This window comes from Bacillota bacterium (genome assembly GCA_040757085.1).
In the GTDB taxonomy this organism is placed as follows: Bacteria; Bacillota; Sulfobacillia; order JACIYH01; family JACIYH01; genus JACIYH01.
On record JBFLXJ010000023.1, the window covers coordinates 374063 to 393673 of the forward strand.

The window sequence follows — 19611 nt, forward strand, 5'->3', positions numbered from 1 at the left end:
AGGTGGGGGGTACGATTCGTTTGGGGCGGGGAAAGCGCTGGCTGGAGCACCCCTGGTTGTTCCCTGTGGTGGCGTTGGTGTTTTACCTGGTGGTGCGGTTCCTGGCCTCGGGTGGGTTCATAAATGACTACTGGCAGTTGGTGCTGGATCAGTCCCTCATCATTACCATCGGATCCCTGGGGCTCAGTCTGATTTACGGTTTCTGCGGTCAGTTCTCTCTCGGGCACGCGGCATTTTACGGCATCGGTGCGTACACGGCCGGGTTGATAGGCAAGCTTTACGGTCATGGCAACCTGGCCTGGTTCGTGCTGGCCCTGCTCCTGGGGGCGGTGGCTGCGGGTCTGGTGGCGCTCCTGGTTGGCTTACCCATCCTGCGCCTGAGGTCCGATTACCTCGGGATTGCCACCCTGGGGTTTGGCATCATTGTAAAAGTGCTCATGGACAACTCCAACAAGTTGATCCCGGCCACCGGCGGGGCCACCGGGATGACGGGTACGCCCAGAATCGCCAATTTCACGTGGATTTTCGCTGTGGCTGTCCTTGTCATCCTTCTGGTGCGAAACCTCGTCTCTTCCCGTTACGGGCGAGCCTGGGTCGCCATCCGGGAAGACGAGGTGGCGGCGGACGCCATGGGCATTAACACGACGCGGTACAAGACCATAGCATTTGCCGTAGGCTGCGCCCTGGCGGGCCTGGCCGGGGGACTGTACGCTCACCGTTACCCTTTCGTGCATCCGTCCAGCTTTGATTTCCTGAAGTCGATCGACTTTCTTATTGTCGTTGTGCTGGGCGGACTGGGGAGTTTCAGTGGCACCATAGCCACCGCCATCGCGTGGGTGTTCCTCCTGGAAGGTCTGCGAGGCGTGCTCGGGCAGGCATTCGTGGACTGGCGCGGCGTAGTGTACGCTCTCATCCTTGTAGTCGTCATCATCCTGCGGCCGCGCGGGCTGCTGGGGGGCAGGGAATGGGGCGCCCTGGTACCCAGGCTGTCGCTCTTGGGGGAGCCGTTTGCCGGGAAGGAGGAGCACCGTGCCCGAGTTGGAGGTTAAGGGGTTGACCAAGCTGTTCGGGGGGCTTAAGGCCGTATCGGACTTTCACCTCACCCTGGAGCAGGGGGAACTGGTCGGTCTGATCGGGCCGAACGGGGCGGGTAAGACCACCGTTTTCAACCTCGTGACCGGCATGATCTCCCCCACCGCTGGGGAGGTCCGTTTCCGGGGTGAAAGCATCGTAGGGCTGGCACCGTACCGCATATTCCAGAAGGGGATCGCCAGGACATTCCAAAACATCCGGCTTTTCAAGGAGGCGTCGGTGCTGGATAATGTCCTGGTGGCCCTTGATTCCGGTCTCGGGTATTCGTTTTTCGGGGCGGCGCTTCGCATGCGCGGGATGATGTCCCGGGAACTGAAGGCCAGGTCGCAGGCGATGGAGATCCTGGAGGTGCTCGGGTTGAGCCGCAGGGCCGATGAGGTAGCCAAGAACCTTCCTTACGGCGACCAGAGGCGGCTGGAGATAGCGCGGGCCCTGGCTGGGCGCCCCCGTCTGCTCCTGCTGGATGAGCCTGCCGCCGGCATGAACCCGGCCGAGGTGCGCGACATGGTGCGGCTAATCGGAGATCTCAAGGAGCGGTTTGACCTCACCGTCCTGCTCATCGAGCACCAGATGGGCGTGGTGATGAACCTGTGCCCGAGAATTGTGGTAATGGATTTCGGAGAGATCATCGCAGAAGGGACGCCGGCGGAAATCCAGCAGAATCCGAGGGTGCTGGAAGCCTACCTGGGGAAGGGGGCCGTGGCCTGATGAGTCTGGAGGTCAAAGACCTGAACGTGTTCTACGGAGCCATCCAGGCGCTTCACGGCATCTCTTTTCGGGTTGAGGAAGGCGAGATAGTCACCCTGATAGGCGCTAACGGAGCCGGAAAGTCCACCACCCTGCGGGTCATCTCCGGGCTGGTACGACCTCGCTCCGGTCAGGTGATCTACGGGGGAGTCGACATCACCCGGATGCGGGCGCACCAGATCGTGCGAGCCGGTATCAGCCAGTGTCCGGAGGGGCGGAAGATATTCGCCAACCTCACCGTGCTGGAAAACCTGGAGATGGGAGCGTACACACGCTCCGACCGCAAGGAGATTCAGCAAAGCCTGGAGCGTGTTTTCCATCACTTCCCCAGGTTGAAGGAGCGCATCAAGCAGGTGGCGGGAACCCTTTCCGGAGGTGAGCAGCAGATGCTCGCCATGGGGCGGGCCCTGATGGCAAGGCCCCGCCTGCTCCTGCTCGATGAACCTTCCATGGGGCTTTCTCCCATCCTGGTCCAGGAGATATTCTCCATCATCACAGACATCAACCGGGACGGCACCACCGTCCTGCTGGTAGAGCAGAACGCCGCCATGGCTCTTTCGGTTGCGACGCGAGGCTATGTGTTGGAGACCGGCCGCATAGTTATGGAGGGGCGGGCTGCCGATTTACGAGCGGACCCCCGTGTGCGTGCGGCCTACCTGGGGGACGTGGTGGCGGCTTCCTGAAGCGGCCAGCGCCGCGCTTGGAGGAGCAGGCTAACCAGCCAGCTCGTGGGCCTTCAGCGGCGGTGGAGTTTGCGGGCAGCCACGAAGGCCAGGCCCTTCTCGGTCAGGGCGCGGGCCGTGCGGTTCACGGCCTCGTGCTTGTCGAGGTAGTTCCGTTCCAGGCGGGCCATGTCGCCCGAGGCCAGGATCTCTTCTTTGGTTCGGAAATAGTCCAGGATGTCAGAGGGGTGTTCTCGGGTTGCCTCCACCTCGGGATCCCCACCCTCGTGCTTGGCGGAGATGTTGGGCACTCGGGAGGCGATTTCGACCAGTTCCTCCCGGCGGTTGTAAGGCTGGCGGACGATACTCTTGTACGTCTCGGTGATGTGGTGCTCGATGCGGACCTGATCCTCCAGTCCCAGTTTCCTCCTGATAAGGGAGCACATTTCCAGGGTATGGTTGTTCGCTGAGTTGCTCAGGTTGAGGCCGGCCAGCGGCGTGGAGCCGTCCTCGCGGGCGAAGAGGCGGGCCGCCATAAGGGTCCAGAGGACAAAGAAGGGATTGTCGTGGCCTGTGAAGACCGAGATCTTGAAGCTGATGTCGATCCCTAGCCTGTGCAGGATGTAACCCAGGAGGATGGTCCCGAAGTTCACGTTGAGCACCTGATTGATGCCGTACTGGGTGTAGTAATAGAGGTACTCGTCGATCCACTGCAGGGGATGCTCGTTGGGCTGGCCCACTCCGCCGAAGTACCCGGTGATCGTCTCCGGCCCGCCCAGGTGGACGTTAGAGCCGTCCGTCCCCTTGGTGTCCAGGGTTTCCACGTAGGTGGCCCCTATGATCTGCATGGCTGCTGCCACCGCCAGGATGTCCCCCTGGTCGGCCTCCTGTTCCCGCATTTTGCGCACCCGGATGTACCTTCCCGGCATGATCTCCTGGCGGTCGATGGCCTGCTTTGCCTCGGTGATCAGCCAGGGGAAGTACTGGAGGGCGCTGATCTCCAGGGTAACGGCCTTCCCCTCGTCGAAGTACATGGTGTCAGCCCTCTCGCCCAGGATCTTGCGCCGGTACTGGGAGATGCTGATAAAAGCCCCCCTGTCCCTTTCGGAGATGAGCCATTCCAGGTCCTTGAGGTAGGGAGAGTCCATGTTCCGTAGGCGCCCCATGATGTGGGGGAGGCGCCGGGCCTCGCGGGCGCGGGCGTTGATTTCTTCGGGAGTGCCGTACTTGGCCACCACGCGGAGCACCTCGTTGACGAGGGGGTTATCGGGGTCAAGGAGAAACCGGTTGAGTTCCTCGATCGCGGAGGCATCCAGTCTCAAGCGATCCCGTAGCATGACGTTTCACCCTTTCTGGCCACGGTCTCCATGTGTCTGGCTCGTTAGCAACCACCCGGCGCCGAGCCCGCAGTCTCCCTGAGGCGTTCTTTCACCAGGGCTTCCAGGCGGGCTGCCTCGCCCGGCTTCATGCCGTAGCAGTGCTCGGGGGCGGGGAAGCGCCCGCCGGCCACGTCGTCCATGTACTCGCGGAACGCCTTGAGGATGATCTCGTTGAGGCTGGTGTACTTCTTCACGAACCTGGGGGTGAATGCCTCAAAGAACCCCAGCATGTCATGGACGATGAGCAGTTGCCCGTCGCAATGGGGTCCGGCGCCGATGCCGATAATGGGGATGGATGCCCGTTCGGTGATGATCTTGCCCACCTCGGGGGGCACCGCCTCCAGCAGGATGGCAAAGGCCCCCGCTTCTTCAATGATCCTGGCATCTTCGATTACCCGCAAAGCAGTGTCCACGTCCCGGGCCTGCGCCTTGAAACCTCCCAACTGCGCGATGGACTGCGGGGTCAGGCCCAGGTGTCCCATGACGGGGATGGTGGCCCTGGTGAGGGCTTCCACCACGTCGGCCACGTTCCGCCCGCCTTCCAGCTTGACGGCGTCGCATCCGGCCTCAGCCATGAACCGTCCCGCGTTGCGGATTGCTTCCTCTTTACTGACCTGGTAGGACATGTAGGGCATGTCACCGATGAGGAAGGCCCCCGGTGCTCCCCTGCGCACGGCCTGGGCATGGACCACCATGACGTCCATGGTGGCGGGGAGGGTACTGTCGTACCCCAACACGGTCATGGCCAGCGAATCGCCCACCAGGATGATATCCACGCCCGCCTTTTCCTCCAGCAGGGCAGTGGGGTAGTCGTAACAGGTGAGCATGGTGATCTTCTCGCCACGGGCCTTCTTCTGATACAGGTACGGAATCGTGACTTTCTCTCTGGCCAACCTGCATTCCCCTTTGCCGCGCCGGTCGGTTTGCCAGAGTATGGTTCGCCAGTGCCGGCCCTTTTCCTGCTGCTTCAGGTGTGTCCCTCCGAGGCCGATATTCCTTGTGTGGGGCCGGTTACCCGGCACTGCGCGTGGGGGGTGAGATGGTGCAGGCGTCGCAGGAACCTGCGTTCTGTCGCCGTTGCGGAGTGCGCATGCCCTCGGGAGGCATTGCGGGATACTGTCCCGATTGTGCGCGGGAACTAGTGGCTCACATCAAGAGGGTGATGCCGGCAGATACCAAGCCGCGGGTTACCCCCGTCGGTCCCCGTCGTTCTGCTGGTTCGCAGACGGCAGGTGGACTGCTGTACACCACGCGGGAGCGCTGTCCCGTGTGCGGGGGGACCTTTTCCGCCACCCGGGTGGCGATGAGCCGACTGCGGGTGGAAGCACGGGAACCGGACTTCTACGTTCGCTACACGCCTCTGGATCCCAACCTCTACCAGGTTTGGGTATGTCCGGACTGCGGGTACGCGGCGCCCCAGGGGGCATTCGCTCCCCTGCTTCCGGACGAGCGGGAACGGGCGGCAGCCGCCGGCTTGCGGTTGCGGGAGGAGGGCGACGCTCTCCTCCGGGACCTGCTCCCCGGTCTGGAACCCACACCAGTAGCGCCGCCCGCAGAGGGACGGCCCGCTGCACCGGTCGCCGAGGGGGCCCCGGCCCGACCCCTGTCGGAGGTGCTGGCCGACTACCGGCGTGCCCTGTACTTTGCCCGCTGTCGTAGGCGTGCTCACGGCATCGCGGCTGGGCTGTACCTGCGCCTGGCGTGGATATACCGTACGCAGGGCGAGTCGGAGCAGGATCGACGCCTTTCTGCCCTGGCCCTGGACGAGTACCTGCAGGCGTACCAGGGCGAAGATGGCCTCCCCGGCAACATGGACGAGTTCGGTGCTGCATACCTCATCGGCGTGCTCAGCATGCGGGCAGGACGGCTGCGGGACGCCGCCCGCTACCTGGGGCAGGTGGTGAACGCCCGGTCGGGGGCGGAGCCCGCCATTCGCAAAATGGCCCAGGACCAGTGGTATGAACTGCAGCAGTTGTGGCAACAACGAGAAGAAGCCCCGGGACCGTGAGCCCGGGAGACCCCATGTTAGGTCCAGGGGGCTAACCCGAACAGGCCGGTAGCCGGACACGCCACCCGAACAGACAATTGACAGGTCGCTCCCAGCTTTGCTATTCTCAGGACAAGGCGCGGGAGGGGGAGTGGCCTTGGAAGATCCCGGCTTCTCGGAGCGGGTGGCGACCATCGAAGAATTGTTGCGGCTGGTGGCCAGGGTGCTGCGGAAGCACGGCCGGGACATCCTGTCCCAGTTTGACATCACTCCTCCTCAATTTGATGCCCTGTTGGTGCTGGTAAGCCACGAAGGCATCACCATGGGTGAGTTATGCCAGAAGATGTACCTGGCCTGCAGCACCGCCACCGATCTCATCGACCGCATGGAGCGGGCTGGCCTTCTGGAGAGGGTGCGTGACCCCCATGACCGGCGGGTGATCAGGCTACAGGTCAAGCCGCGCGGGCACGAGGTGCTCAATGCGGTGATAGATGCCCGTCGCCGGTACCTGGCGGGGGTCTTGCGGCGTCTGGACGATCGGGATCTGGAGGAACTCACCCGGGGGTTGCGGCAGGTATACGGATTGATGGCGGGGGAGATGGCATCGGAGTGAGCCCGGTGAGTTCGCGGGAGCAGGCGTGCCGCCCGGTGGGTCTCATGGATTCGGGGGTGGGCGGCCTCTCGGTGGTGCGGGTGCTGCGACGGCGGTTACCCGCAGAAAACCTGATATATGCAGCCGATACCGGACGCATGCCTTACGGCACCCGTCCCGCCTCCCAGGTGCGGGAGTTCACTTCTGGGGTCTTGCGCTTCCTGGCGAGACAGGAGGTGAAGGCCGCCATCATTGCCTGCAACACGGCCACGGCGGCTTGCTGGCCCGACATCCAGCGGGAATTCGCCTTCCCCGTGCTGGGTATGATCCAGGCAGGGGCCCGGGCGGCCGTGCGGGCCACGCGCTGCGGGCGGGTGGGCATCATAGCCACCGCCGGCACGGTTGCCTCCGGGGAGTACCCGCGCGCCCTGAGCTCGCTGGGGGTGACTCAGGTCTGGCAGCAGGGCTGCCCGGAACTGCCCCTTTTGGTGGAAGAGGGTGTTCTAACCGGGGAACGTGCCCTGGGCGCGGTCACCCGGTGTCTTCAGCCCCTCCTGGACCACGGGATCGATGCTCTCGTGCTGGGCTGCACCCACTTCCCGTTCCTGAGCCCGGTAATCCGGGAGGTTGTGGGCCCGGATGTGGCGCTGGTGGACCCGGCCGAGGAAGTGGTACGGGAACTGGAGGATCTGCTGGTTGCCCGGGGCTGGCTGTGCCGGGGTCCGGGGGGCCGGGGCTGGCTCAGGCTGTTTACCAGCGGAGACCCGGACCGCGTCCGGGAGGTGGCCAGCCTGCTGCTGGAGGAAAAGGTGGAGGCATCCCCGGGCGAATGGGCCATGGAGTCCCGGACCGAGCCAGGGATGCCCCGGGACGAGTGAGGCGCCCGCAGTTTCCCCGGTCACTGGCAAAGAGAGGTGGATCGGGTGGATAGGCTCGACGGCAGGCGACCCGACCAGTTGCGACCGGTGAGGATCACGCGCAATTTCCTGGCCTATGCCGAGGGCTCTGTGCTGGTGGAGGCCGGCATGACCAGGGTGATCTGCACGGCTTCCCTGCAGGAGGGGGTTCCGCCCTTCCTGAAGGGCAGCGGCCGGGGCTGGGTCACCGCTGAATATGGCATGCTGCCCCGTTCCACGCCGGAGCGCAATCCGCGCGATGGGGGTCGCGGGCGCCAGGCCGGCAGGACGTACGAGATCCAGCGACTGATCGGGCGCTCCCTGCGCGCGGTCACCGATATGGAGGCCCTGGGCGAACGCACCCTGGTGCTGGACTGCGATGTGCTCCAGGCCGATGGAGGCACGCGCACCGCCGCTATCACGGGGGCCTTTGTCGCCCTGGTGGATGCCCTGGATTATCTGAGAAAACAAGAGGTGGTCTCCGACCTCCCCATCTTTTCATTCGTGGCGGCGGTGAGCGTGGGCCTCGTCCAAGGCGAAGTACTCCTGGACCTTACCTACGAGGAGGACGCCCGGGCAGAAGTTGATATGAACGTGGTGATGACCGGTGACGGGCGCCTTATAGAAGTGCAGGGCACCGCGGAGAGGAAGCCCTTCGACCGGACCCAGCTTCACCGCTTGCTCGATATGGCTCAGGTTGGTATCAGGCAGCTTCTCGACTTGCAGCGGCAGGTGCTGGGCCCGCTGGCCGAAGAGGTGGGGAAGCATGCACCCCCTCCCGCCCGGCTGTATGCCCCCCAGGATGTTGATACTGGCGACGAGGAACGCCCATAAGGTAGCGGAGATCCGGTTCATCCTGGCCGGTTTGCCCGTGGAGATGGTGTCCCTGGCCGACCTGGGTGTGGCGTTGTCCGTGCCGGAGGAAGAGGATACGTACGCGGGCAACGCCTGCGCGAAGGCAGTGGCGGTGGCACGGCACTGCGGGGCCTGGGCTCTGGCGGACGATTCCGGCTTGGAGGTGGATGCGCTGGGAGGAGGTCCCGGGGTGCGCTCCCACCGGTTCGCAGGACCTGACGCCAGCGACCAGGAGAACGTCTCGCTATTACTTACTCTGCTGGCGGACGTTCCCCCGCCCCGGCGGACGGCCCGCTTCCGGGCCGCCGCCGCACTGTGTTCGCCGGACGGGCAGGTCTGGGTTGGTGAGGGGTGCTGGGAAGGCAGAGTCGCCACGGCCCCTCGGGGCCGGAGGGGCTTCGGTTACGACCCGGTATTCATTCCCCGGATTCCCCGTGCAGGCCGGACGGTGGCCCAGCTGGAACCTGGGACAAAGGCCATTTTCAGCCACCGGGGACAGGCGGTGCGCGCGCTCTGGCCGCTGATCGCAGAACTGGCCCGCCCTGATCCGCCCAGTAGTCCCGTGCTTTCCCGGAGCCAGCGGGTGCTGCCGCAGGAATCGGGAGCGGGCGGGGCGAAAAGCTAGGGTGCGCAATCAGACCCCTGTTGATGGCGGCACAGTTCCTGCGAAAAATGTCAGTAAAGATCTACGGGGGAGTAGAGGGAACCCTTGGCGCACAATGATCGGTGCCGTGCAATGCGGGTAGGGGTTTTGTCCGACACCCATGGCAATCTGGCCCTGGTGGAGCGGATCATGGAAGAGATGGGATCGGTTGACCTGCTCTTGCACGCCGGTGACTACTACGAAGATTCCTGCCGGCTGGCCGAACGCGGTGTGCGGGTGATCGGGGTGCTGGGCAATTGCGATTGCCGGGTGGAGGGCCCCGCGGAAAGACTGGTACAGGTGGCGGGCAAAAGGGTTCTGCTCACCCACGGCCACCGCTACCGGGTCAAGCAAGACTTCCGGCCCTTGCTGGCCCGGGCCCGGGAACTGAATGCGGACGTGGTGGTGTTCGGTCACACCCACCGCGCGGAGGCGTTCTGGCTGGGGAAGGTGTTGTTCTTCAATCCGGGGAGCTTGCACGCGCCTTGCGGCGAAGGACCCTCGTACGGCATGCTGCTCATCAGCGAAGACGGCGTCTGCCCCGAACTCTACCTCGTTCGAGCGGTCAAGCGTTCGCACGTTTGACTTGGAAGGCGCCTGACTATTATAATCGTGCTGGACCAGCAAGGTCGCCGGGTTCCGGGGCGTAGCGCAGCTTGGCAGCGCGTCTGATTTGGGTTCAGAAGGTCCCGGGTTCAAATCCCGGCGCCCCGACCAGGTTAATGCGGGAGTAGCTCAATGGCAGAGCCCCAGCCTTCCAAGCTGGTGGTGCGGGTTCGATTCCCGTCTCCCGCTCCAATCTGTGCGCCTGTAGCTCAGTGGATCAGAGCGTCTGCCTTCTAAGCAGAGGGCCGCAGGTTCGAATCCTGCCAGGCGCGCCACGGTGGTGAATGTAGCTCAGCTGGTTAGAGCGCCAGACTGTGGATCTGGAGGTCGGGGGTTCGAGTCCCCTCATTCACCCCAATCCTTGAAAGTCCCTTGGGGAGTGGCCAAGCGGTAAGGCGCGAGACTTTGGATCTCGTATGCGCAGGTTCGAATCCTGCCTCCCCAGCCATAACGGGCCATTAGCTCAGTGGTAGAGCACCCGCCTTTTAAGCGGGCTGTCGAAGGTTCGATCCCTTCATGGCCCACCAGGGTTTTCGCTCATTCTTGCGGGCGTGGTGGAACCGGCAGACACGCAGGACTTAGGATCCTGTGGGACTCTCCCGTGTGGGTTCAAATCCCACCGCCCGCACCAAGGTGTATTAAGGGTTTTGGTGGCCCCATGGTGGTCTGCAGGTAGCAGTACTCGCATAGGCCCGGGCAACTGGTGACTGTGTTGGCCCCTGGTTTCGCGTGGCCGTGTGCCTTCTATTATGTGCGTCTCTACGGCTTGCTCCTGGAACCGGTGTAGAAGCTCTTCCCCAAGTCTGTACCTGAGAGCCTCTTGCTGGAAGAACACCCTGTCGGGGACGAACATCGTATCACCCATGTTATTTTGCTTGTTACCGTAACATCCCTCTGGCTGGAAACATAATGTGGGGAATGAGGGGGACGGCTTATGGTGGACAATTTCAAGCAGCGGGTGGAGCAGGCTGTCCGGGATGAGCTCATGGACGCTGCGAGATACACCCGCATGGCTTTGCGGGCCCCGAACCCCGAACTCCGGGCCATATTACAAAGCATCGCGGCGGATGAGAACGGCCATGCCCGCACGTTTGCAGCCATCGCTAACCTGGATCCCGTTGGCCTTGGTGCCGCAGAGAGGGAGGAAGAACGGGAGTCCTTCCCTGAGGGCCTGAGGAGAGCGATCCAAGGGGAGCTGGAGGCTGTTGCCGAGTATGCTCAACTTGCCCAGATGGCGCCCAATCCGGAACTGCGCAACCTGATTATAAGCATCGTGGCAGATGAACTGGGCCATGCTCGAATCCTGGCGGCTGTCATGGCACTTCGCCCCCACCAGGGGTTGGGGTAAGCACTTCCCTGAGCCGGTGACACCTGCTTTGGGGCTCAAAGTATTGCCCTTCGCGATGAGCGCGCTCTAAAAAGAGGGGCGTGCTCATATCCGCTATGGCCGGTGGCGAAAAAGGGCGCCCGGGCGGAGCCTGATTGTTGTCCCGGAATCGGGAAGCACGCGAAAGTTGGCGGAGGGGCCGGTCGGCCAGTTGCCTGGCGAGGAGGGCTTCGCGTATAATCGCGGTTGGGTCGCCGCGGGTCCGCACCGGCGTTCTGTGTCATCGACGCTCGGGGTAGCCAATACTGGAGATGGGGTGAGCCCGGGGTGACCCGTTTGAAGTGGGGGATGAGAATTGAAGGTATCCGCTACGGCCCAAGAAGACGGGCGTATGCTGCTGGAGATCGAGGTGGAGCCCGAACGGGTGAGCGCTGCTGTCCAGGCCACCTACCGGAAGCTGGTTAAGAGGGTGAATGTGCCCGGGTTCCGCCCCGGGAAGGCGCCGCTGCCCATCCTGGACAGGCACCTGGGGAAGGGTTATATTGAGCGGCGGGCACTGGACGACCTGGTGCCGCAGGTTTACCGGGAAGCCGTCGCCCGGGCGGGCGTGGAGACTGTAGGGCGTCCGGAGGTCACGGTAAAGGAGTACCAGCAGGGTCAGCCCCTTCGCCTGGAGGCGCGGGTTCTGGTGCGTCCAGAGGCCGAGATAGGGGACCTGAGTGACATCCACCTGGACCCGATCGAGGTGGAAGTGGACCCGGCCGAGGTGGAGCGGGAAATGGACAGGGTGCGCTACCAGCATGCCACCCTGGTAGCGCTGGAAGACGGCCGGGTCGAGCCCGGTGACCGGGTGGTGGTGGACTGGGAACTCCGGCGGGAAGGAACAGTGGTCCAGAGCGAGAGCAACCGGGAAGTGGATGTCCCTGGGGTGCCCTGGATTCCCGCCTCCCCCGACGGGCTGCCGCCGGCCGTGGCCGAGAAGCTGGTGGGTGCGGGTCCCGGAGAGACCAGGGAGGCAGACGGGTACCGGGTAACCGTGCGCGAGATCAGGCGACCGGAATTACCGGATCTGAATGATGATTTTGTCAAGGAAGCAACCGGTTCTGCCTCCGTGCAGGAGTTGCGGGAGAGCATAGAGAATAGCCTGCGTGGGCAGAAGCTCGCCCGCATAAGGGAGGAGCGGGAGGCCCAAATTACCGATGAACTTCTCAGGCGGTGCCGGGTCGAGGTGCCGGAGCCGCTGGTAGAAGAGGAACTGGATGGGCTGCTGGGCAGGTATCGCCACGCGGCGGGAGGGGTTCTTCCCCCTGAGGCGGAGGCGGACCTGCGGACGCAATTGCGTCCCGTGGCAGAGCGTTCCGCGCGACTGAACCTCATCCTGGAGACCATCGCCCGGCGGGAAAACCTGCTTCCCACGGAGCGCGACATGGAACCCTTACTGCGCAAGGTGGCACAGGAAGGGGAGAGTCTAGCCCAGGCGCGGGCCAGGCTGGAGGAGATGGGCATCTGGCGGGATCTGGAACTCAGCATGGCGAGGGGGAAAGCCCTCAAGGCTCTGGTGGAGAGGGCGACAAGGGGGGAGTCCGGTGGGGTACCTGGTACCGGTAGTGGTGGAGCAGACGGGCAGGGGGGAGAGAGCATATGACATTTACTCCCGCCTGCTTAAGGACCGCATAATTTTCATAGGCGGCCCGGTCGACGACCATATGGCCAACCTGGTGATTGCCCAGTTGCTGTTCCTTGAACTGGAAGACCCCGACAAGGACGTTAACCTGTACATCAACAGCCCGGGCGGGTCGGTGTCGGCAGGCCTGGCCATATACGACACCATGCAGCACATCAAGCCCGATGTATCGACGGTGTGCGTTGGGCTGGCCGCCAGCATCGCCGCCGTCCTCCTGACCGGGGGCACGAAGGGCAAGCGGTACAGCCTCCCCAATGCCCGGGTGATGATCCATCAGCCCAGCATGCATGGCCTGAGCGGCCCGGCGGCCGACCTGGAGATAAACGTGCGGGAAGTATTGGCCATGCGCCAGCGCCTGGAGGATATCCTGGCCCGGCACACGGGGCAGCCCCTGGACCGGATCAAGAGGGATGCCGACCGCGATTTCTACATGTCGCCCGAGGAGGCCAGAGACTACGGCCTCATCGACGAGGTCCTGGCACCGAAGAAGGCAAAGGCCGCGGCAAAGTAGGGGGTGTCTCGGGTGCTCAAGTACCCCGATGAACGGGGCGGACAACTCAAATGCTCTTTCTGCGGGAAACTGCAGGACCAGGTCAAGAGGCTGGTGGCGGGGCCGGGCGTTTATATCTGCGACGAGTGCATCGAGCTGTGCAACGAGATCATCGAGGATGAGCTCAACGAAGAGGCGGAGGTGGAACTGAAGGACATCCCCAAGCCTCCCCAGATCAAGGCCGTCCTCGACCAGTACGTCATCGGGCAGGAGAAGGCCAAGAAGATCCTGTCGGTGGCGGTTTACAACCACTACAAGCGCATCCGGGTGGGGAACAAGAAAGACGACGTGGAGTTGCAGAAGTCCAACATCGTCATGCTCGGGCCCACCGGCTGCGGCAAGACCCTGCTCGCTCAGACCCTGGCCAAGATCCTCAACGTGCCCTTCGCCATCGCGGACGCCACCTCGCTGACCGAGGCGGGGTACGTGGGCGAGGACGTGGAGAATATCCTGCTGCGCCTCATTCAGGCGGCGGACTACGATATCGAGCGGGCGGAGAAGGGGATCGTCTACATCGACGAGATCGACAAGATCGCGCGCAAGTCCGAAAACCCCTCCATCACCCGGGACGTGTCCGGGGAAGGGGTACAGCAGGCCCTCCTCAAGATACTGGAGGGTACGGTGGCCAGCGTGCCTCCCCAGGGGGGGCGGAAGCACCCCCACCAGGAGTTCATCCAGATAGATACCACCGACATACTGTTCATCTGCGGCGGTGCTTTTGAGGGGATCGAGAAGATCATCGAACGACGCGTTGCCCAGCGCTCCATGGGGTTTGCCGCCGAGGTGAAGTCTCGTAAGGAACGCAACGTGGGGGAGATCCTGGCCCAGATCATGCCCCAGGACCTGCTCAAGTTCGGCATGATCCCCGAGTTCGTGGGGCGGGTGCCCATCATCGTGACCCTGGACGCCCTCACCGAAGACGACCTGGTGCGCATCTTGCTGGAACCCAAGAACGCCCTGGTGCGGCAATACAAGCGCATGTTTGAGCTGGACGGGGTGGAACTGGAGTTTACCGACGACGCCGTGCGCGCCGTTGCTCAGGAGGCCATGAAGCGGAACACGGGTGCCCGTGGCCTGCGGGCCATCCTGGAGGAAATCATGCTGGACGTGATGTTCGACGTGCCCGCCCGCGGCGATGTGGTCAAGTGCGTGATCACCAAAGAGGCCGTGCTGAGGCGGGAACCGCCCATCCTGGTGACGGCAGACCGTAAGGTGCGTCGCCGTGAGGAAACTGCCTGACGCGCGGCGGGCGGACGACGAGACGGCCTGGGCATGGCTGTAGGGGACGGGAGGAAGACTACCGGGGGGTGACCCCCGGTGGAACTTTCTCTGCTCCTTTCCTGGGTACAACTCTTTTTCCTGGTGGTGATCGGCCTCTACTTCCTGTCCCTGCTGCGCACCCAGCAGGGTAGCCGCATCGCTATCGACCGGGAATCCCGGCATGAGATGGAAAAGCTGCGGAAGATGCGGGCTGTGGCCCTGTCCCCGCCCCTGACGGAACTGACCCGTCCGTCCACTTTTGCCGAGGTGGTGGGCCAGGAGGACGGGCTGCGCGCGCTGCGGGCGGCCCTGTGCGGTCCCCATCCCCAGCACGTGATCGTGTACGGCCCCCCGGGCGTGGGCAAGACGGCGGCGGCCCGGCTGGTGCTGGAGGAGGCCAAACGCAACCCCGAATCGCCCTTCGGGCCCGATGCCCGCTTCGTGGAGGTTGACGCCACCGCCTCCCGGTTCGACGAGCGGGGGATCGCCGATCCGCTCATAGGGTCGGTCCACGACCCCATCTACCAGGGGGCCGGGCCGCTGGGGATCGCGGGCATCCCCCAACCCAAACCGGGGGCGGTGACTCGTGCTCACGGGGGTATCCTGTTTCTGGACGAGATCGGGGAACTGCACCCCGTGCAACTTAACCGCCTGCTCAAGGTGCTGGAGGACAGGCGTGTCCACTTCGAGAGCGCCTATTACTCCCCCGAGGACCCCAACATCCCCCGCCACATCAAGGACATCTTCGAAAACGGGTTGCCCGCGGACTTTCGCCTGGTGGGGGCCACCACCCGGTTACCAGAGGAGATATCGCCCGCCATCAGGTCCCGGTGCATGGAGATATTTTTCCGGCCCCTTGAGCCCGAGGAACTCCGCCGGATCGCCGCCAATGCCGCCGTCCGGGTAGGGTTCACCGTGGACGGGGACGCCCTGGAGCTGGTGGGGAAGTATGCCGCCAACGGGCGGGAAGCGGTAAACATGGTGCAGATGGCGGTGGGCGTGGCCCAGGTGGAGGGTCGGCGGCGGATCACCCGCGCCGACATGGATTGGGTGGTGACGACCGGGCAGTACTCCCCCCGGGTGGAGGTGCGCCCGGGTACCACCCCCCGCGTAGGGGTCGCCTACGGTCTGGCGGTTGCGGGCCCCAACGTGGGGGTGGTGATGGAGGTGGAGGCTTCCTGCCACCACGTGGGAGGGCGGCGTGGGCAGGTCAGGGTAACCGGGGCGGTCGAGGCAGAAGAGGTGGGGGCGCCGGGACGGCGGTTGCGGCGCAAGGGGCAGGCCCTGGGAGCGGTGGAGACGGTCCTGAGTGCGCTGGCGGAGATACTGGACAGGGATCTGCTGGACTACGACGTGCACGTGAACTGGCCCGGGGGGATCCCGGTGGACGGTCCCTCCGGGGGCGTTGCTGTGGGGGCAGCTGTCGCCTCCGCCCTGCTTGAGGTTCCTGTCCGCCCGGACGTGGCCCTCACCGGCGAGGTGTCCGTGCGGGGCGACGTCAAGGCGGTAGGTGGCATCGTCCCCAAAATCGCCGCCGCTCGCCGGGCGGGATTTTCCCTGGCCGTGGTTCCCCGTGCCAATTGCCACCTGGGCCTGGGCGGTGATGGCCTGGAGGTCCACGCTGTGGAGACGCTGGCGGAGGTCCTGTCCCTGGCCCTGGTGGGGTCCCCCGCCCGCGAGGCTGTCCTGTCCCGTTGACCATCTGGCCTCGCCCACAGGACCACCCCGCGTTTTATTTGCCCGGGCGGTGGAAGAACTGCTGGACTAGGCCGCGGGGGGGTCGGCGGCGGATGTTGAGGTCTGCCCGACCGGGTGCCGGGAACGGCAGCGCCGGGCTCCCCGCTCAGGCAGCTGGGCCATCAGCATGCCCAGTACCACCAGGGCCCCCCCGGCGAGTCCGCGCGGGGTGATACCCTCCCCCGCCAGCAGCCAGGCGAAGAGGGCGGCAAATACCGGTTCAGTGGAGAATATGAGGGCGGTGTGCGTGGGTTCGGTGAACCTCTGCACCGCGTTCTGGACGAGGAAGGCCAGGGATGTGCCGAGGATGCCCGTAAGGAGCAGGGCGCCCGTGACTCTGGCCACCGCAGGTCCGAAAAGGCTCCAGGACCACCAGGAAGGCACGCCGCCCGGGAGCAGGGCGGCGAGGCCGCTGGCCAGGGCGACGGTCCCCACCTGCACGGCGGTGATGGGCAGGGGATGTTCTCCTGCCCAGGCGGCCACGGCCAGGATGTGGGCGGCGAACGCCAGCGTGCATCCCAGGACGAGCAGGTCGCCCCGACCCAGCCCCCCGCTTTCCCATCCCATGGTGCCCAGCCCCGCGGTGGCCAGTACCACTCCCACGGTGGCCCGGGCGCCGGGGGGACGCCGCCAGAGGATGGCCTGGCCCAGGGGGACCAGCACCACCGAGAGCCCGGTGATGAAACCCGCTCTGCCCGCGCTGGTGTGCTGCAGTCCCAGGGTCTGCAGGATGTAGCCCAGGAAGAGGAACATGCCGATGGCCGTGCCCCGGGCTACGACGCGAGCCCGGTAATGCCGCCAGGTGGAGGGGAATGGAAGCGCGAGGGCGGCCGCCGCCATGGCAAAGCGCACGGCCAGGAACGGGAGCACCGGGAGGGTCAGGGTGGCCTCCTTGACGGTGACAAAGGTCGCTCCCCATACGAGACTCACCAGGAGCAGGGCCAGGTCAGCCTGCCATGGTCGCAACTTGCTCACGGCGGACCTGCAGCCCCTGCCTGCGGCGGTGCTGCGTCGGCGGGTGCGGCCGCTGCCGCCTGCGGCGATTGCTCCAGCTTCTGAATCAGGCCGAGTACTATGCAGGCTGCTTCTGCCCTGGTGAGGGGGTCGTTGGGGCCGAACCTCCCGTCGGGGTATCCCCGCATGAGGCCGGCGGCGCTTACGCGGGCGATGGCGTCCAGGCTGGGCCGGGGTGCTTCGCCCAGGTCGGCGTGGTTGGGCAGGGAATCGACTGCCGGCAGGGGTCGGCCGCCCACCTTCATGGTGGCGGCCAGGGTCTGCGCCGCTTTCCAGCGAGGTATGGGGGCGTCGGCCGGGAAGGATGCAACTTCCTCTGCCGGCCAGAGTCCCGCTCCCACGGCTGCCCGCAGGTAGGGGGCGACCCAGTGGTGTCCCAGTTCGGGGGGAAGGACGGTCTGGGGAGAATCGGGCAGGCGGAGAGCGCGCACCAGCATGGTAAGGAGGCCCGCGTAGGTGGTGGAATCCTGCGGCCGGTACCGGCCGGCGCCGTCACCTGCGACGATTCCCCGGGCGGCCAGCGTGCCGATGTATTCCCGGGCCCAGTGGTCCCGCACATCTGCGAAGGCCGCTCGTTTCACCGTTCCGTCGCCGGCGACGTAGGTGGCAAACGGTGCCGACAACCGGTCGATGCGATCCCACATCCGGGCGGCTGCATCTCCCTGCACCAGGACGGTTTCCCCGGCCCGCGGTATGTGGGCGGGGACTACCCGCACTTCCCGGATGCGGTCGCGGGTCAGTGTTACCAGCAGGATGCCGGTCTGCTGTTGCTGCGGGAATTCCGGACGGATGGTGAAGATGAAATTTCCCAGGCTATAGGCGACCAGGGATTTCTCCCGGCGGTCGATCCCCTGCCATACGTGGGGATGATGCCCGATGATCAGGTCGGCTCCCGCCGCCAGCATCTGCTCTGCCAGCGTCCGGTGCCACTTTTCCGGGTGGTCGGCGCGCTCCACTCCCCAGTGCACGAACACCACTGTCCAGTCGACCTGGGAGTCCAGATCCCGGATCGCCTTCAGGAGACGGGGGGTATCGAATCCGGAGAACAGACCGGGTTTGCCTGCCGTCGCACCCCACCCCGCGGGCAGGTGCAGGCACACTCCTAAGATGCCAACCTTAATCCCCTTGAGTTCGGTTATGTAGGGCCGGCCGGCTTCCTCCAGGTTGCGACCGCCTCCCACGTATGCCACTCCGGCCCGCTTCAGGTTGTCCAGGGTTTCCAGGAAGCAGTCCTGTCCGTAGTCCAGGGCGTGGTTGTTGGCCAGGCCCACCACGTCGATCCCAGCGCGGGCCAGTCCTTCCAGGGCCACGGGCGGCGCGCGGAAAGTATACTTCTTGCCCGGTACGGGCTGCCCGGTTGTCCCCACCGCACATTCCAGGTTGCCGACCGCCAGGTCGGCCGCTTGCAACACGGGCGCCACCTGCCGCCAGGGGTAGTCCGTTCCCTCTTTGGCGATCAGGTCCGCTACCCGCAAGGCCAGCATGATGTCGCCCACGAACGCCAATGTCACCTGGGAAGTCCCAGCCTCCCCTGCAGCCTGTCCCGATGGGTCGGCTCGCACGGGGGCTGCGCTGCCAGAAAAAGAGACGGCTGTGACCACTATCAGGATGGCCACGACCACATATAACTTCATCGTGAACCAACGCGGTCCCACATCCTGCCCCTCTCTCCTGCCCCGCCGCCACACCGCTGGGACTTCGACATGGACCCCTGGTCTCCCTCCGTACCGCGGCTCAACACAAACACTCCCCGGCCACTGCCCTCCGCCGTGGGCGTAAAGTTTGCCGGCGCAAGCGGGGGGAGGGGCGGTCCCAGGTTTGCAGCCGGACGGAGGCCGGCGGGACGGGGGCCGGGCGGTACGGTTCTTGCAGGCGGCTTACCGGGGGCAGAGGGTGTCGAGAAGGCGTTGGGCCACTTCTTCTACGGCTGCCTGAACCGCCGGCGTACACGCCTCGCGCAGGGTTATCTCCTGCACCCCGATTGCCCACACCTCGACGCGAGTGGGAAGGGGCAGGCCCAGGAGGGCGGCCGCGCGCATGGCAGCGGGCAGACCCACCTGGTGAAGGGAAGCGGGGGCGGGGGCCCCATCCATATCGGCAAGCGACAGCACCGTGATCGCGCCCGCGGCTGCCGCAGGCCAGGCATCGATGACGACGGCCCTTTCGTAACCGAGGAGCAGTTCCACCAAGCCCAGGCCTCCCGTGCACGCTTCGGCCAGGTGGATCTGACGCCCGTCGGGCAGGGCCAGGGCGGTAACCTCTTCCCCCGCCCGTCCTCCTGCCCGTCCGCTGCCCCCGCCGGTACCGGGAGCAGCAGGGCCGGGGGCGGGAACGGCGCCGCGGGCCCGCAACAGCGCCTCCAGGCGACGCACCGCATATATCCCGGCGCCGTCGTCGCCGAGGATGGTGTTCCCCACCCCGACCACCAGCGTGGGGCCAGGGCTGAGGGAGGCGGGATCAGCGGCGGAGGGTTTGGAGCACTTCCCCGCGGGAGTCGCGGATGGTCACCTCCATGGGCATCTGGCCGGGGAGGGTGTGGGTGGCGCAGCCGAAGCAGGGGTCGTAGGCCCGGAACGCCAT

General features: G+C 65.2%; 19 protein-coding genes and 7 tRNA genes. 21 read left to right on the forward strand and 5 right to left on the reverse strand.

The window, feature by feature from the left end; all coding sequences use genetic code 11:
* Positions 1–2: 2 nt before the first annotated feature.
* From AB1446_09360 to AB1446_09370, 3 genes are read left to right on the forward strand one after another with little or no spacing between them, the layout of a single operon-like run.
* Positions 3–1049: a branched-chain amino acid ABC transporter permease gene (locus tag AB1446_09360; GenBank protein MEW6547112.1), complete on the forward strand. Its 1047-nt coding sequence runs from the start codon at positions 3–5 to the stop codon at positions 1047–1049.
* Positions 1030–1800, forward strand: coding sequence for an ABC transporter ATP-binding protein (locus tag AB1446_09365; GenBank protein MEW6547113.1), 771 nt, complete (start codon positions 1030–1032; stop codon positions 1798–1800). Before AB1446_09360 ends, AB1446_09365 begins: the two co-directional genes overlap by 20 nt.
* On the forward strand, positions 1800–2522 hold the full coding sequence (locus tag AB1446_09370; GenBank protein MEW6547114.1) for an ABC transporter ATP-binding protein: 723 nt from the start codon (positions 1800–1802) through the stop codon (positions 2520–2522). The genes AB1446_09365 and AB1446_09370 overlap by 1 nt, the downstream gene beginning before the upstream one ends.
* A 53-nt stretch (positions 2523–2575) precedes the next feature.
* Here the strand turns inward: AB1446_09370 and AB1446_09375 are convergent, their stop codons facing one another.
* Both AB1446_09375 and panB read right to left on the reverse strand, forming a co-directional pair.
* Positions 2576–3838, reverse strand: a complete 1263-nt coding sequence (locus AB1446_09375) for a hypothetical protein (GenBank protein ID MEW6547115.1) — start codon at positions 3836–3838, stop codon at positions 2576–2578.
* Between the two features lie 44 nt (positions 3839–3882).
* Positions 3883–4773 carry a 3-methyl-2-oxobutanoate hydroxymethyltransferase gene (gene panB / locus AB1446_09380; GenBank protein MEW6547116.1) on the reverse strand — a complete coding sequence of 297 codons (891 nt, stop codon included), beginning with the start codon at positions 4771–4773 and terminating at the stop codon, positions 3883–3885.
* Between the two features lie 149 nt (positions 4774–4922).
* Between panB and AB1446_09385 the strand changes: the two genes are divergently transcribed.
* The 18 genes from AB1446_09385 (at position 4923) to lonB (ending at position 15978) form a co-directional block, all read left to right on the forward strand.
* The gene (locus tag AB1446_09385) at positions 4923–5888 is read left to right on the forward strand and encodes a DUF2225 domain-containing protein (GenBank protein MEW6547117.1); all 966 of its coding nucleotides are present in this window, start codon (positions 4923–4925) and stop codon (positions 5886–5888) included.
* A 136-nt stretch (positions 5889–6024) separates the two neighbouring features.
* Positions 6025–6480: a MarR family transcriptional regulator gene (locus AB1446_09390; protein MEW6547118.1), complete on the forward strand. Its 456-nt coding sequence runs from the start codon at positions 6025–6027 to the stop codon at positions 6478–6480.
* 5 nt (positions 6481–6485) lie between these two features.
* Positions 6486–7337 (forward strand): glutamate racemase, encoded by an 852-nt coding sequence (gene murI, locus AB1446_09395; GenBank protein ID MEW6547119.1) that lies wholly within the window; start codon positions 6486–6488, stop codon positions 7335–7337.
* A gap of 45 nt (positions 7338–7382) precedes the next feature.
* Positions 7383–8189, forward strand: a complete 807-nt coding sequence (rph, locus tag AB1446_09400) for a ribonuclease PH (protein ID MEW6547120.1) — start codon at positions 7383–7385, stop codon at positions 8187–8189.
* Positions 8158–8835 carry a non-canonical purine NTP pyrophosphatase gene (locus AB1446_09405; GenBank protein ID MEW6547121.1) on the forward strand — a complete coding sequence of 226 codons (678 nt, stop codon included), beginning with the start codon at positions 8158–8160 and terminating at the stop codon, positions 8833–8835. Before rph ends, AB1446_09405 begins: the two co-directional genes overlap by 32 nt.
* Before the next feature lie 111 nt (positions 8836–8946).
* Complete coding sequence (locus AB1446_09410; protein ID MEW6547122.1) at positions 8947–9438, forward strand: metallophosphoesterase; 492 nt, start codon at positions 8947–8949, stop codon at positions 9436–9438.
* A 55-nt stretch (positions 9439–9493) separates the two neighbouring features.
* A tRNA-Pro gene (locus AB1446_09415) sits at positions 9494–9570 on the forward strand.
* A gap of 7 nt (positions 9571–9577) precedes the next feature.
* Positions 9578–9651: transfer RNA gene (locus tag AB1446_09420), tRNA-Gly, on the forward strand.
* Positions 9652–9657: 6 nt separating this feature from the next.
* Positions 9658–9734, forward strand: a tRNA-Arg gene (locus AB1446_09425).
* A gap of 5 nt (positions 9735–9739) precedes the next feature.
* Positions 9740–9816: transfer RNA gene (locus AB1446_09430), tRNA-His, on the forward strand.
* 16 nt (positions 9817–9832) lie between these two features.
* Positions 9833–9907 (forward strand) — tRNA-Gln (locus AB1446_09435).
* A 4-nt stretch (positions 9908–9911) separates the two neighbouring features.
* Positions 9912–9986: transfer RNA gene (locus AB1446_09440), tRNA-Lys, on the forward strand.
* A gap of 18 nt (positions 9987–10004) precedes the next feature.
* Positions 10005–10090 (forward strand) — tRNA-Leu (locus tag AB1446_09445).
* A gap of 306 nt (positions 10091–10396) precedes the next feature.
* The gene (locus AB1446_09450; protein MEW6547123.1) at positions 10397–10807 is read left to right on the forward strand and encodes a ferritin-like domain-containing protein; all 411 of its coding nucleotides are present in this window, start codon (positions 10397–10399) and stop codon (positions 10805–10807) included.
* 334 nt (positions 10808–11141) lie between these two features.
* The gene (gene tig / locus AB1446_09455) at positions 11142–12431 is read left to right on the forward strand and encodes a trigger factor (protein MEW6547124.1); all 1290 of its coding nucleotides are present in this window, start codon (positions 11142–11144) and stop codon (positions 12429–12431) included.
* Positions 12373–12981 (forward strand): ATP-dependent Clp protease proteolytic subunit, encoded by a 609-nt coding sequence (locus AB1446_09460; GenBank protein ID MEW6547125.1) that lies wholly within the window; start codon positions 12373–12375, stop codon positions 12979–12981. Before tig ends, AB1446_09460 begins: the two co-directional genes overlap by 59 nt.
* Positions 12982–12993: 12 nt before the next feature.
* Positions 12994–14259, forward strand: coding sequence for an ATP-dependent Clp protease ATP-binding subunit ClpX (gene clpX, locus AB1446_09465; GenBank protein MEW6547126.1), 1266 nt, complete (start codon positions 12994–12996; stop codon positions 14257–14259).
* Between the two features lie 78 nt (positions 14260–14337).
* Positions 14338–15978 (forward strand): ATP-dependent protease LonB, encoded by a 1641-nt coding sequence (gene lonB / locus AB1446_09470; GenBank protein ID MEW6547127.1) that lies wholly within the window; start codon positions 14338–14340, stop codon positions 15976–15978.
* Positions 15979–16044: 66 nt separating this feature from the next.
* Here the strand turns inward: lonB and AB1446_09475 are convergent, their stop codons facing one another.
* The 3 genes from AB1446_09475 to AB1446_09485 all read right to left on the reverse strand — a co-directional run bounded on the left by AB1446_09475 (position 16045) and on the right by AB1446_09485 (position 19448).
* Positions 16045–16992: a DMT family transporter gene (locus tag AB1446_09475; GenBank protein ID MEW6547128.1), complete on the reverse strand. Its 948-nt coding sequence runs from the start codon at positions 16990–16992 to the stop codon at positions 16045–16047.
* The gene (locus tag AB1446_09480; protein MEW6547129.1) at positions 16989–18665 is read right to left on the reverse strand and encodes a CapA family protein; all 1677 of its coding nucleotides are present in this window, start codon (positions 18663–18665) and stop codon (positions 16989–16991) included. The genes AB1446_09475 and AB1446_09480 overlap by 4 nt, the downstream gene beginning before the upstream one ends.
* A 243-nt stretch (positions 18666–18908) precedes the next feature.
* On the reverse strand, positions 18909–19448 hold the full coding sequence (locus tag AB1446_09485; GenBank protein ID MEW6547130.1) for a hydrogenase maturation protease: 540 nt from the start codon (positions 19446–19448) through the stop codon (positions 18909–18911).
* Positions 19449–19611: the final 163 nt, after the last annotated feature.